Source organism: Clostridium cellulovorans 743B, from assembly GCF_000145275.1.
Classification (GTDB): Bacteria; Bacillota; Clostridia; order Clostridiales; family Clostridiaceae; genus Clostridium_K; species Clostridium_K cellulovorans.
Genome location: NC_014393.1, coordinates 4,046,469 through 4,059,716 on the forward strand (window position 1 = coordinate 4,046,469; position 13,248 = coordinate 4,059,716).

The following is a 13,248-nucleotide window of genomic DNA, read 5'->3' on the forward strand; positions in this document are numbered from 1 at the left end:
CTATCAATTACTTTCATCACAAACTTTGCCTCCCATAGGAGTTAAAAAAACATCCTCTCTTCAACTTCTTACTAAATTATTTTAATGTTTTTACTAAGGCACCCCTAGTCTTTGAAAGAAGCTCATTCTTAATGATGAAATTCCATACTGGCTCAAACTTTTTCCAGGCACCTGCATAAGTGAAATGTTTCAATTTCATCTTTATCTCTTCGTGCTCCTTTGATGACTTATATATATTGCTCCACTTATAAAAGTTTTTATATGCTCTATTATATCCACTTTCCATTTCTTCTTTTGTCATATTAGGATGGCTGAACACTAAATGTCTAGTATCATATAATCTCCAATCCTTAGTAATAATCCTCTTATCAGTATCCATTTTATCATATATGGAAGTACCAGGGTAAGGTGTAAGAATGTGGTTAGTCGCTGTGGTTATACCACTACTAACAGCCCATTCTGTCGTTCTATCAAAAACATCTAAGTTATCATCATCCAATCCAAAAATAAAACTTCCATTTATCATTATTCCTAATCTATCTAATCTTTTTATTGCTGCAATATAATCTTTGCCAATATTTGAACCCTTATTTGCTTGAATTAAATTCTGCTTATTAATACTTTCAAAACCAATAAAAGCACTTCTAAATCCAGCCTCATATGCAAGTTCTATGGTATCATCTTGGAGAATAGAATCCACTGTTATTGCACCTTGGAAATATTTATTCATTCCTCTCATTTCCTTAAAGATTTGTCTTGATAACTTTTTATTTGCGAATATGTTATCATCTAGAAAATATAAATGCTTTCCCTTCATACTTTCAATCTCTTCTAATACCCTGTCCACTTTATATGCAAAAAAAGATTTTCCACCTTTGTAAAATGAACTAACATAACAAAATGAACACTTATTAGGACATCCTCTTGAAAAGACCATTGAATTAGGGACTAAGTATTTCTCCTGTTTAAATAAATCCCTCCTTGGAAGAGGAAGATTGTCCAATGACACTTCTCCTTGCTGATAAAATTCCTTACAGTTTCCATCTTTAAAATCCTTTAAAAATTTAGGAAAACTATTTTCACCAAGTCCGAGCAAAATAGTATCTGCATGATTTTTTGCCTCTTCTGGTAATGAAGTGGCATGCAGTCCCCCAATAGCAACTTTAATTCCTCTTTTTCTGTATGAATCTGCAATTTCGTAAGCTCTATACGCATTAGTTATATAGCTTTCAATACAAACTAAGTCTGGCTCATCATTTAAATTAATTTCTTCCACATGTTCATCAACTATTTCTACCTGGTCAGATTCATCACACAAGGATGCTAAAGTAGCTAAACCCAATGGAGGAAACAATGAATACTTTATAGGTCTCCAATATGGACTTTTGGCTTCTTCTAAAGCTGGTAGTATAAATTTTATTCGCACTTATAACTTCTCCTTTGCGTAAAATGATTTTAACTATAATAACCGTATTATTTGCCTCAGGCTGTTAAACCATTTTTAGATTTCATATTAATGATAGCAGAATTATTATCGTTTATCAATAAACTTTTATCATTTAATGCAACCTATTTATTGTTTTGAGTATAATACAATTAAGGTTCGGTGAATTGTAACACGAGTTTCCCATTTGTAGCCCAAGAATCCCATTTTGAAAATGAAGTTCTCCTTTTGTAAGCGAAAGTCCCATTTTGAAAACAAATATCCAATTTTGTAATCCAAAATCCCGGTTAACATACTGTTTTTTCAGGAATTTTGCTATAATTATCTTACTGACATTTAAAAAAGTGCATGCCAAATAGAAGGTCGATCTTCGGTCGATTTTTTGTAATCGGAAAATCCACCCCTGCTGTAGTCATATATAAGGTAAGGTTTGCCGGTAGCCACTACTTATTTATATGTTATTTTTTGAGAAGTGCTGGTTTTAGAATGATTTCCTCAGCTGCTACTGAGAAACAATCTAACCTGTGTAGTAAATCTTCTCCATAGTAAAAGCTGAACGCCTGGAATGGACTCCTGTTGTTCAGCTTTTTTCTTTTGTATGAATTTATATGGTTCATCATAAGACATATGTCTTTTTGGTCTAAAAGCTCAAAAGTAGTCCCTTTAGGGAGAATTCTTCGAACTAACTCATGATTTACCTCTATGGAGCCCTTTTGATAAGGGCTGCTTGGATCACAATAAAACACATAAGTTCTTCTAAGTCCATCAGGTCCAAATTCAATGGCTTTCGGATTGGAGAACTCACTGCCATTATCCGTAAGGATGACTGGAAACAAATTCTTAAACTCTGTTTTTCCTATTACCTGATAAATATGTTCAAAAACATCAATAACCGACTGTGAGGTATTTGAATCACGCACGAACGCCAACATAAGACTAGTATTCACAAAGTGAATGGTTAATAGGACATTTCCACCTTTGCTTCCTATAACGGAATCCATTTGTACAATAGAAAGCTCTGGATTCTTTTCCATAAAGGCTTGAAAATCTTTGTAATTCCGGCCTATACGGCATCCTTTATCAACTTTGAATTCTGATTTCTTGTAGCGTGGTCGATATTTTACCTTGCGTGGTAAGTCAATGTTTCGTACATCAAAGAGGCATGCATCTATGTAGTTATAGAGTGTCTTTTCACTACACATGAGCTCATTTATATGATCGATATATATCTGGTGTATCGATTGACCTTGTTTAATCAGTGGTGAAATCAAAGTATTCAGTCTTGCAAGCTCCGCTTCACTTGAGAGAATTCCACTCCTTGCATCTGATATGTTTTCTTCAAAGGCGGTCTGGGCATCATCTGCATAATACATCATTTTTTTAAGAGTACATCTGTTAAGCTGTCCACACCCATTACAAACATAAGGTGGTTTAAAACTACTTGAACAGATTTCTTCTTCAAACTCTGAACAAAGATCATTGCAGTTGCGACAAATCTTACAGTACTGTGCTGAAGGATGAGTACACTCTTCTTTTTTGCATATACGTTTTAGTTTGCAGCTTGAGCGGCGTTTACAGGTATTGTATGGCCACCCACTGTATCCAGTTTTTATTTCAGTTGCATGCTTTTTTATCTCCTTGGCGATAGTAGTACGATCTTTCTTAACTATCTTGCCAATTGCTCCAAAAGAAAGATTTTCTTTTAAACACGCCTGAATATCAAGGCGTTCTTCGTAAGTTAAATATTTAGACATGATTATCTCCTTATCCGCCACCAGCATAACAAGGATAGCAATCATGTTAAACTATTTCAATCATCAAACAAAAGAAGACCAACCATTAACATTGATTAGTCTTCTAGCATTACTATTTGTAAAGGAAAAATCTATACACCCTTTATCAATACAAACTATATTAATCCTACTAGAAACAAGCCTAATAGCATGGATTTTCATTTTACAATTAAGGTTCGATTTATAATCACGTTTAAATTTCCAATTCACATTGGATTTACAATCCATATTCGATTTATAATCCACAAAAACAAAAAAGACTGGCTCATAACCAATCTTTTTTACAGACCAAAATATACCCTTTTGAATACATATATTTTAAAGCGACTTAATTTACAAAATATCTTTTAGCCTTATCCATAATTCTCATAATACATTCATACTTTGCATCAACATATTCAGAAGGACTATAGCGAAATTTTAGTGAAGCTTCTATTTTTACTTTTTCATATTCTTTAAAAGACTCACTATCAATACGCAAATAATCTCTAAATATCAATTCATCAGAAATATGTTGATTCCCTTTTTGATATATATGTAAGTGATAGTTATGGTTACCTGAATTATCTGGACTTAACTTTACGAAATATCTTCTGTTTTTAATCCCATTTTCTCCTTTAACAAGATATCCATGCTGCTTCATAATATCGTCATATGTGTCGATTTGCTTTATATCATCAACTACAATCATAATATCTATAGTTGGTTTTGCAGACATTCCTTTGATTGATGTTGACCCAAAGTGCTGTATATCCAGTATTACCTTACCAAAGATTTTTGATAGTACTTTCTTCTCCTCTTCATATATTTGAGGCCACTCATCATTATAAGGAACCACAAGCATTTCTCTTAGCATAGAGCTGATCCCTCCACTATTTATACACTAGTATACACTTATTTTCAGCTAGCTTAAAGCACTTCTACTAATATGTGTTTCTAAATCAGCTAATCTAACTGGGATTGGTAATCTACTTTCATTGTTAATTAAATTTAGTACTATTTCTGTAGAAGTTTCTAGATCAATATAGTTACCACATGATATAAATATAGGTTTCACATCTTCTCTTGTTCTAAGGACTCTACCATATACTTCTCCGTTTATTATAATATCAGTGAAGGAGCCTTCTTCATTTTGAGGCATTTGAAAATCTGCTTCATTAACTCTTAAATAACTTTTTGCCACTCCTATAGTTGGTTTATTTAAGAAAAATGACGCATGAGTAGCTATACCCATATGATTAAAATGCAAGTATCCATTACCATCAAAGATAAATATATCAGGTTCCACTACTAATTTTTTTAAAGCTTCCGTAACTAAAGGTAATTCCCTAAATGCTAAAAATCCAGGTATATACGGTACTTTGATTTCTCCTACACTATTAACTTTTTCAACTACCTGTTTTGTATTATAATCAATAACGACTATACAACAGGTGCCATACTGCTTATTTTCTTTTTCCCAATAAGCTAAATCTACACCTGCAACTAGTTTAATACTATTTTTACTAAAGGTATTTTTTAAGCTTATTTTTTTCTTCAATTGATTTTGTATATTAATGAATTCCGATTCCTCATAAATATTAAAATTATGAACTTCTTTTATTTCCATACTATTCTCTTTCCGTTCCTTTAAATTTAAATTACCTGACCTTCTAAACCTGAAAAATGTGATTATATAAGCATATTTTTATTAAAGCAATTAAAATCTTTCTTCATACATATTAAATACCTAAAAATAATATTTGACTTTCAATTATCATAAATTCATTTCCATTTAATACAATATACAGTAAAGTATTTATAACAGCGAGCCATGGAGGTGAATTATATGGTAATTAACGGCAAAGTAGGCGATGGTAGCGCAATGCATACCTTAGTATTAGTAACAGATTCTGGAGAAACTTTACAAGTTAGCATAGATGATGCTACGAAAATAAATTGTCCAAATGGACTTTTTATCGGTGAGAAAGTTTCTGTAGATGTACCTCTTGTTGCAACTTCTATTACATCAGTATAAGAGATACTCTAAAGTAGCAATGTTATGCTACAAGTACTTATTTATACAAAAGTTAATTGCAATTCGTTGTACTACTTAATAAATGAATATAAAGAATGTAAAAGAGCATTTTCCCCTATATAGGATTATGCTCTTTTTCTCCATTTTATAGAGATTTAATTTTAACAATTATATATAATCATTTTCATAAACATTCTCACTAGTTCACTTATCACCTAGAACAAATAAAATTTTCTCAATATCATTTTGCTTCCATATAAAACGCTCTTAACTAGACTATATATTGGCGAAAGAATTCTATTTGTTCATTATTTAGTTTTATAGCTTCCTCTTTTCTTATATTAAGATGGAATACATGATTAATAGACTTATCATTATGTCCATATTCCTTATAGATATAAGTAATCCCTGAATTTTTCAGCTTAGCTAGAAAGCTAGGTTTGCACCCTACTAATATATCATTGACACTACATGTTACAAAGGATATTGGATACGATGCTGTGATATTAGATTGGAAATCCATTTCTCTTTCATATCTGTAGAGTTCTTTACCTAGATAATCTCGTAGCAAATACTTTAAAAATCTATTCATCAATAAATTTCCTTGATTTCTTACCCTATCAAGAGGATCAAAGATTCCACAGTTTAATCCCATAGCTTTTATTTTAATATCCGTAGTTTTAAAGTCAAAGATTTTTGCATATTCTTCGTTAGTAGTGATTGCTGCATATTGAGCTGCAAGCTGTGCTCCTGCTGAATCCCCTACAACAAATAAATTCTCTAGGTCAATTTGAAACTTCTCTGAATTTTCCTTTATCCAATGAAAAACTGAATTCACATCCTCTAAAGCAGCAGGAAATTTATGTTTGGGTGCAAGACGATAGTTAAAGTTCACTACTGCAAATCCATTCTCAGCTAGATTCATACAATAAAATTGATATGCTTCCTTATTACCATATACCCATCCACCACCATGAATAGAGACAATTGCAGGCAGCAACTTAGTCTTGTCAGTTGGAATGTATATATCAAGCAAATGTTCTTCAATTTCATCACCATAGTAATCTATATTGTCATACCTTTTGATATTTTCAGGGTTAATTAGTCCTTTATCTCTTATAGCATCACCCTTTCTAAACAATACATTTAAAACAATTGATGTCGCTGACATTTACCTATACTCCTTATTTTTTCTTAAAATTCCCACAGCCATAACTTAAATTCTTCTTTTAAATTTATTGTCTTACGCTTTAGTGATATCAAAAAAGTGTTTATGAAAACTTGTATTATGCATAAGAGTTTTTATTGATAATATTGCATCTCACATTAATAACCTTAATGATTGGTTGTGGAGGTCTATAGCTCTAATTTAATAATTTTAAGTATCGTCTCTGAATTCTAAAATATCTCCTGGTTGGCATTCTAAAGCTTTACAGATTGCTTCTAATGTTGAAAATCGAACAGCTTTTGCCTTTCCATTTTTCAATATAGAAAGATTGGCCATGGTTATTCCAACCTTCTCTGTGAGTTCTGTTACACTCATTTTTCTTTTAGCCAACATCACATCAATATTAATTATAATCGCCATATTTCCCACCTCATATTGTTAAATCATTTTCTGATTTCATATCTATAGCTTCTTTTAAAAGCCTTTGAAGAACACCAGCAAAGACTGCGATCACTAAAGAAGCAAAAGCAATGATCAATGGAAATGCTACAAGTCCTGGTGCATCATCTGCATCTGCTATAGGAAATAAGAATGGGACTAGCACTATAAATATACTACTGATTACGATTGCACAATATTTTATATTCTTTAACGATCCTACAGATAATTCTGAGAAAGCTTTGTTCTTATCAATATATCTTAAAAGTTTTAAAGCCTGATATAGCGCAACGAAATACGTTATCGCCGATGCATATACACTAATTAAAATTGGATAAGGTATATAACCTATAAATCCAGGCACCCAAAATATACACAAAGCAAGAACTGGAATTCCTATAAGAATAACAGCTATCTTTAAGAAAATTGTTGAATATGATTTCATAAAAAGTCCTCCTGTAGTCATTATCTGTGCACAAAGATTATTAACCTTTATGTCTAATTTCTATTATTATATGTATAGAATAACAGAATCTTTATCGATTATCAATAAATTTTTATTATTTACTCAAACCCACTTGCTATTTCCAATAAGTTTACAATTAAAAGTTCAATTTAAATCCAGCTGTGGTTACAATAAAAAAGAGCAATTCTGACTTATACAGAAATACTCCCTATTAATTTAGCACTACTATCTACATATTTATAGTTTCTGATATTTACTGCTAGATAATCGTTGATAGTAAAACCTTCAAAGATATACCATTCCACATTAATGCCTAGTAAACTCTCATATAAATCATTTAATAATTTCATTTTGAATCATTTTCTCCAATATAATATTGAAATCATTAATTGATTTTTCATTATTTAGTTCCTTTGAAATAACCATTAATTGAGGTCGTATCCTATCTATATTTTCATTGATATATTGATTAGAATTCAGCACAAAAAACTTACTCAAATTCATTACTAATACTCGATATTAATATACCCTTCCAAATAAGGGGCTGCCTCCCCAGCCATCTTTACCTTTTCACCTAAATAAGTACAGTGAAGTTTTCCAGTTCTTTGTGATAATTGCAACGCCACGAAGTCACTTTTATTTAATTTCTTTTGCCAGTAAGGTATTAAAGCACAATGAGCAGAGCCAGTTACAGGGTCTTCGTCTACACCAAGCTTTGGAGCAAAAAACCTTGATACAAAATCAACATCTTTCCCCTTTGCTGTGACAATAACACCATGAGCATCAAGCTTTTTTAGTTCAGCCATATCCAATTGCAAATCAAGAATCTCTTCTTCAGTTTCAAAAACTGCCATATAATTTGTTGCTTTATAAACTTCAATAGGCCTTTTACCAAGGCCTTTGATAAGTTCCTTAGGCGCTTCACATTTCTCACTTTCTATTGACGGAAATACCATTGAAAATAAGTTTCCTTCCTTTGTAACTTCCAATACACCACTGAGGGTATGGAACTTGATATGACTTATATTTTTGTCTAAATATGTAAATATAGCATAAGCAGATGCCAAAGTAGCATGACCACAAAGTTCTATTTCTGCTTTTGGTGTGAACCATCTCAAATGATAATCTTCTCCTTCCTTTACGAAAAAGGCTGTCTCTGATAAATTATTTTCTGCTGCTATTTTCTGCATTAATTCATCACTAATCCAGCTTTCTAATGGACATACTGCTGCTGGATTCCCTTTAAACTGTAAATTTGTAAATGCATCTATTTGATATATTGGTATTCTCATCTATAATTCCTCCTATTATCATTTACTATTTTATATTATTATACCAATTTTTCAGACTATTAGAGTTTCTTTCATCCTTAATATTGCTATGAAAATTAACAGGGCTGTTGCATTAGCATCAACAGCCCTGTTTAAAAACACTCTTTAACCTTTACTTAGATATTCCTCCAATCAACAAATAGCATTTGTTGATCATTATCAGCATCCCAACATTCTCTAATAAATTCAGGATAAAATACAGCTGATCTACATGGGCTGCTTACACCAAATTTTGTTTTAAATATACTAATTGACATAATATCATCAACAAGAACAGCAAATAATTTATTAGGTTGATCCCAATCGGTATTAACGATAAGTGCGTAGTTTGTAGAGCTATTAGCTGCAAAAGAAGTTTTAGTTAATCGAAATTGATTATATAAATCTACTACTGGTACCTTTATTCCCTTTAAATTTATTGTATTATCTTTAAAATCAAATATAGTTTTATCATTGCTAGTAAATCTTATGATTTGTTGAATATATCTTATATTTTCTACAAAGACATTTCCACCTATTCTAGCTTGTAATAAGAATAACCTCATATCTGTAACACTGCTATAACAACTTAATTCAACAGCCTCAATGGGTTCTATTTTTTTATATTTAAATAATTCCATAAGATCACATACAAGCATCCTAATTTCATCCAATATTATAGATACACTAATTCCATCCCAATTTTTAGATACACATTCATTAAGCCTTATCAATTCAATAAGTCCATTTAAAATTAATAAATTTAATTGTTCTAATATATTAGAAAAATCATCATTAATTATTCTTCCATCTTTTATTTGTTCAAGCTTCATGTAAAGCTTATTTGCAATGCACCTTGTTTCATCAGCAACAACGGCAAGTCCACCACCATTTTGTGGTAACTTAGCACTCTCAATAGCAATATCCATTGAAAGTCTCCATGCTCTTTCTGCGTATACTTGCAACTTCCACATTTTTGTATCATCAAACATAATCCAATCCTCCATTCATAGGAATTTAGTAAAGTGTCCTGTTCTTCTTTCTTGTTTAAGTGTGGTTTGGTTTTCTGAAAAATCGAAAAATTTTGCAAAGGTAGGACGTAGCTTTTGAAGTGCCCGACGATGATGTGACAAAACAGTATTCAATTTTATCCCGTTTTTTTCTGCAATTTCGGCAAATGTATAGTTACCATAATACCTTTGGGAAATAATAATTCTCTCGATTTCTTTTAGTATCTCCAAGGATTTCAGCACCTCAGAAGTATCCTCATTTCGCATTATGTCTTCCACAAAATCTTCTTCACTAATAAAATCTAGACAAGCATCTAAAGAGATTTTATATTTTTCATTGTCATCTAGTTTTTTGAAATATTTAAATGCAATTCTTATACAAACAACTGAAAGATACCCAAAATTCTCCTTATCTATACTATAATCTTTATTTTCTAAAAGCGCCAAAAAAGCTTCATCAACTATATCTTCTGCACACTCTGCTATACCTGCTCTGCTCCAAAATTTTGCCTTGATAAACCGTAGAAGCTTGTCTCTTAATTCGCCTCGTTTATCCATAGCTTATCACTCCGTTCTCCATGAAAGGCCTTTCACTATATAAAGGCATATAAATTATCATTTTATTGCAAAAATTTTCAATAACTTAATGATAACTATTTCGTGAAGCTTACATACTAAGCTATATGTACTATTCTACCTGAAACCAACTTACAACCTTATCTTTCTTAAACCCCAAACCAGTTACCAAATTCATAGAATTTATATTGTCTTCTTCTATATGAGCAAATAGAATTTTATTTTTTCAATGACCTTATTTATTAAATCCATTGTTACGATTCTGCCATACCCCATTTTTCTGTGTTCTGGCAAAACGTGAAGAAATCCTATATCTCCATCATCTTGAGTTATTGCCCAGGCAATTAATTTGTCGGATTCTTGTATGCATGAACTTTCTCCATTAGTAATCCTACTCATTTCCTAACCTACTTTTTATTACCTTAAGCTCTTCAATAGAATCATTACTTATGTATACCCATCTTCTATCACTAGTTCCTTTATGAAGTATTGAATCTCCTATCTTCTCCACATAATCAATTTGATAATTCTCAATGAAATTTATTATATCAATATTTTCAATTTCGTCCTTTTTTAAGTATTTTAATATCACTTCTTTTTTGTTGATATTTTTTCACTTCACATAATCTCTAAAGTAAAAAACCTTATCATTTTCTTTGTTCCAGCAATCTTTCCAGGTAACTTTATATCTAAAATCTTGTAAAATGTTTCTTAATTCATTTTCTGATATATCACTTAAGTAAATCTCACTATTCTCTTCATATTCTTTTCCCTCACCATACTCAAATAAACCTCCACCAATTACTTGCAACTTATTATTTTTTAGATATTTTTCAAGGTTATCTCGTTCTATTTGTATGTCATTTTCTATTCCTATTGGCTCTATAACTTTTATCTCTACCCTTATATGTCTAAACTTCTCAATATCCTTGTTAGCATACATTCCATGATCATCATTAAGTATCCTCTCATAATCTTGGCCACTTACCTTAGTAATTTCTGCTCTAAAAACTATCTTAGGTTGAATGAAAGCTGAAAAATAAACTCCAGCTAAAAAATTAAATACCAAAACAATTACTAGTAAACTACTAAAAACGTTCTTTTTATTCATCATATACACCTTTTAAGCTAAAATCTTAAAATAGCTTTTTACTCACTACATATCTAGGTCAATCTATCAGCAGTCCCATGAATAGAGAATCATAGAACTTCCCATTTATATAAAAGTCTCTAGAAATAACGCCTTCATTTTTAAAATTGAATTTCTCATACATCTTAATTGCATTTTCATTGTCTGTTCTAACTCTTAAATTTATTTTTTTAATAATACCTGTTTCCTTTGCCCAGTTAATTAAAAATTGAAGAAGAAAGCTTCCAATTCCTAACCCATGATAAGCTTTTTTTACGGTTACTCCCATCTCTCCAATATGCTTTATCCTAACTTTGTCACCACTTCTAAGGACGATTAAACCAACAATTTCTTCATCAAGTAAAGCCACTGCTAACAAGGAATTCTTTCTACTATTTATGGCTTGAATATTTTGTTGTTCTTTTTCAATAGTTATCTTTATTTCATTCTCTCCAAATGTAAGAAAATCTGATTCTGAACCTATAACCTTTTTATATTGTACTAATTTCTCTGCATCATATAAAATTGCTTTTCTTATAGTTAGTTCTTTTTCATTTTTTAATTTTACTTTTCGCATACTCTTTTTCCTCAACCGTAAATTTTAATATAATAGCCACCTTAAAATCTTAAAATCTATAAAACCAATACTTAGTATCAATTTCCTAATTTAAAGATAATTATATATATTATTATCGTTACATAAATACAATTTCTTTCTAATAATTTTAAATATTACATCATGTAAATATTATACACAAAGGAGTCATATATTATATACTGTGAAAGTATCCTAAAATATATAGCTATTTAAAAAGGTTTTGTATATAGAGTTTATAAATTAAATCTTCACTCATTGAAATAATTCAGATTTTCAATAAAAGTAAGTGCTTAAAGAGTTGAAAAACTTACTAACTTTCTGGGAAAGATAACTTAGGTTATTCATAAAAAAGGAGTGTTAATTATGGTATTTTGCTCAAAGTGTGGATCTAAATTGATGGGGAATGAATTGTTTTGTAGTGTTTGTGGCTCAAAACTTAATGATATAAGTTTAATTGATAAAACAATAAGCTATGAGAAAGCTACTGAAAAACCAGGAGATATTTTTTCTGAAATTACTCCTGTAAAAGCTAGAAACTCTATTTCAATTAGTGACATAATTAAATTAATGCTAGCCACACCAATTACTTCTATTAATAGGCTTGTTCATAGAATTGATAAAAAAGGGATTCTTATTTTGGCTTTAGTTTTAGCTACTGTTCAAGGATTTTTTACAATTTGGAGCTTTAAACTAGTTCTCTCAACCATAGATAAAACCTTCTCTAATTTTTTATCAGATTTTTCCGATGTATCGCTTAGTAATATAGGCAATTCTCTAGAGATACCTTATGCAAGAATTTTCTTTCATGGTGTTATATTGTATTTTATTATTATTATAGTTTTATATTTAGGAATTTATTTTATATTCAACGGAATTCATAAAACCCAAGTTCCTAGCTTTAAAATAATTAAAGCTAACATTCTTTCTACAATACCAGTTTTGAGTTGTGAATTATTATTCTTATTATTTTCATATATTAATACAACCCTAGCATTTATTGTTTTATTAGCAGGAGTATTGGTTTTCTTTTCAGCTTTACTACATAGCCTAAGAAAATTAATGAAAATATCTGACAATGTGGTACTCTATAATGTTGCAGCAATATTCTCTGTAATGTTAATATGTTTTCTTTTTTCTTCTTTAAGGTTCACACTCCTAAACATAGAGAGTTTAAATTTACCTAATTTCATAAGACATTAGAGTATCAAAGCTTTTATAATGAAAGATATCGTAATTTTCTCTTTGAGTTACGATATTTTTTATTTTGTTCAGAAAATGTTTTACATGGAATGTTATAAT

The 13,248-nt window shown here is 30.5% G+C and carries 18 protein-coding genes; 2 read left to right on the plus strand and 16 right to left on the minus strand.

All coding sequences use genetic code 11. The features are described from left to right. Nucleotides 1-76: 76 nt before the first annotated feature. The 5 genes from CLOCEL_RS16490 to CLOCEL_RS16505 all read right to left on the minus strand — a co-directional run bounded on the left by CLOCEL_RS16490 (nucleotide 77) and on the right by CLOCEL_RS16505 (nucleotide 4,846). Complete coding sequence (locus CLOCEL_RS16490; protein ID WP_010073372.1) at nucleotides 77-1,426, minus strand: B12-binding domain-containing radical SAM protein; 1,350 nt, start codon at nucleotides 1,424-1,426, stop codon at nucleotides 77-79. 476 nt (nucleotides 1,427-1,902) lie between these two features. Further along, nucleotides 1,903-3,198 carry an IS30 family transposase gene (locus tag CLOCEL_RS16495; RefSeq protein WP_010077604.1) on the minus strand — a complete coding sequence of 432 codons (1,296 nt, stop codon included), beginning with the start codon at nucleotides 3,196-3,198 and terminating at the stop codon, nucleotides 1,903-1,905. 63 nt (nucleotides 3,199-3,261) lie between these two features. Then, the gene (locus CLOCEL_RS22875; RefSeq protein WP_157629750.1) at nucleotides 3,262-3,483 is read right to left on the minus strand and encodes a hypothetical protein; all 222 of its coding nucleotides are present in this window, start codon (nucleotides 3,481-3,483) and stop codon (nucleotides 3,262-3,264) included. A gap of 82 nt (nucleotides 3,484-3,565) precedes the next feature. Then, nucleotides 3,566-4,093, minus strand: a complete 528-nt coding sequence (locus CLOCEL_RS16500) for a GrpB family protein (RefSeq protein WP_010073373.1) — start codon at nucleotides 4,091-4,093, stop codon at nucleotides 3,566-3,568. 48 nt (nucleotides 4,094-4,141) lie between these two features. Further along, complete coding sequence (locus tag CLOCEL_RS16505) at nucleotides 4,142-4,846, minus strand: endonuclease V (protein ID WP_010073374.1); 705 nt, start codon at nucleotides 4,844-4,846, stop codon at nucleotides 4,142-4,144. A 219-nt stretch (nucleotides 4,847-5,065) separates the two neighbouring features. On the opposite strand from CLOCEL_RS16505, the gene CLOCEL_RS16510 reads away from it, so the two are divergent. Then, nucleotides 5,066-5,254, plus strand: coding sequence for a hypothetical protein (locus tag CLOCEL_RS16510; RefSeq protein ID WP_010073375.1), 189 nt, complete (start codon nucleotides 5,066-5,068; stop codon nucleotides 5,252-5,254). A gap of 271 nt (nucleotides 5,255-5,525) precedes the next feature. Here the strand turns inward: CLOCEL_RS16510 and CLOCEL_RS16515 are convergent, their stop codons facing one another. The 11 genes from CLOCEL_RS16515 to CLOCEL_RS16560 form a co-directional block, all read right to left on the minus strand. Next, a complete protein-coding gene (locus CLOCEL_RS16515) occupies nucleotides 5,526-6,425 on the minus strand; it encodes an alpha/beta hydrolase (protein WP_010073376.1) in 900 nt (299 codons plus the stop codon). Between the two features lie 207 nt (nucleotides 6,426-6,632). Continuing rightward, nucleotides 6,633-6,842 (minus strand): helix-turn-helix domain-containing protein, encoded by a 210-nt coding sequence (locus CLOCEL_RS16520; RefSeq protein WP_010073377.1) that lies wholly within the window; start codon nucleotides 6,840-6,842, stop codon nucleotides 6,633-6,635. 10 nt (nucleotides 6,843-6,852) lie between these two features. After that, nucleotides 6,853-7,305, minus strand: a complete 453-nt coding sequence (locus CLOCEL_RS16525; RefSeq protein WP_010073378.1) for a DUF2975 domain-containing protein — start codon at nucleotides 7,303-7,305, stop codon at nucleotides 6,853-6,855. 212 nt (nucleotides 7,306-7,517) lie between these two features. Next, nucleotides 7,518-7,676: a hypothetical protein gene (locus CLOCEL_RS23315; protein ID WP_010073379.1), complete on the minus strand. Its 159-nt coding sequence runs from the start codon at nucleotides 7,674-7,676 to the stop codon at nucleotides 7,518-7,520. A gap of 156 nt (nucleotides 7,677-7,832) precedes the next feature. Next, nucleotides 7,833-8,618: a PhzF family phenazine biosynthesis protein gene (locus CLOCEL_RS16530; protein WP_010073381.1), complete on the minus strand. Its 786-nt coding sequence runs from the start codon at nucleotides 8,616-8,618 to the stop codon at nucleotides 7,833-7,835. Nucleotides 8,619-8,773: 155 nt separating this feature from the next. Continuing rightward, the gene (locus CLOCEL_RS16535; RefSeq protein WP_010073382.1) at nucleotides 8,774-9,628 is read right to left on the minus strand and encodes a chemotaxis protein CheW; all 855 of its coding nucleotides are present in this window, start codon (nucleotides 9,626-9,628) and stop codon (nucleotides 8,774-8,776) included. A 15-nt stretch (nucleotides 9,629-9,643) separates the two neighbouring features. Next, the gene (locus tag CLOCEL_RS16540) at nucleotides 9,644-10,204 is read right to left on the minus strand and encodes an RNA polymerase sigma factor (protein ID WP_010073383.1); all 561 of its coding nucleotides are present in this window, start codon (nucleotides 10,202-10,204) and stop codon (nucleotides 9,644-9,646) included. Between the two features lie 216 nt (nucleotides 10,205-10,420). Beyond that, nucleotides 10,421-10,621 (minus strand): GNAT family N-acetyltransferase, encoded by a 201-nt coding sequence (locus CLOCEL_RS16545; protein ID WP_010073384.1) that lies wholly within the window; start codon nucleotides 10,619-10,621, stop codon nucleotides 10,421-10,423. Next, the gene (locus tag CLOCEL_RS16550; protein WP_010073385.1) at nucleotides 10,614-10,814 is read right to left on the minus strand and encodes a hypothetical protein; all 201 of its coding nucleotides are present in this window, start codon (nucleotides 10,812-10,814) and stop codon (nucleotides 10,614-10,616) included. Before CLOCEL_RS16550 ends, CLOCEL_RS16545 begins: the two co-directional genes overlap by 8 nt. 21 nt (nucleotides 10,815-10,835) lie before the next feature. Then, nucleotides 10,836-11,333, minus strand: coding sequence for a hypothetical protein (locus tag CLOCEL_RS16555; RefSeq protein WP_010073386.1), 498 nt, complete (start codon nucleotides 11,331-11,333; stop codon nucleotides 10,836-10,838). A 58-nt stretch (nucleotides 11,334-11,391) separates the two neighbouring features. After that, the gene (locus CLOCEL_RS16560; protein ID WP_010073387.1) at nucleotides 11,392-11,928 is read right to left on the minus strand and encodes a GNAT family N-acetyltransferase; all 537 of its coding nucleotides are present in this window, start codon (nucleotides 11,926-11,928) and stop codon (nucleotides 11,392-11,394) included. A gap of 384 nt (nucleotides 11,929-12,312) precedes the next feature. Here CLOCEL_RS16560 and CLOCEL_RS16565 point away from each other — a divergent pair, with 384 nt between their 5' ends. Then, complete coding sequence (locus CLOCEL_RS16565) at nucleotides 12,313-13,149, plus strand: zinc ribbon domain-containing protein (RefSeq protein WP_010073388.1); 837 nt, start codon at nucleotides 12,313-12,315, stop codon at nucleotides 13,147-13,149. The last annotated feature ends 99 nt before the right edge of the window (nucleotides 13,150-13,248 follow it).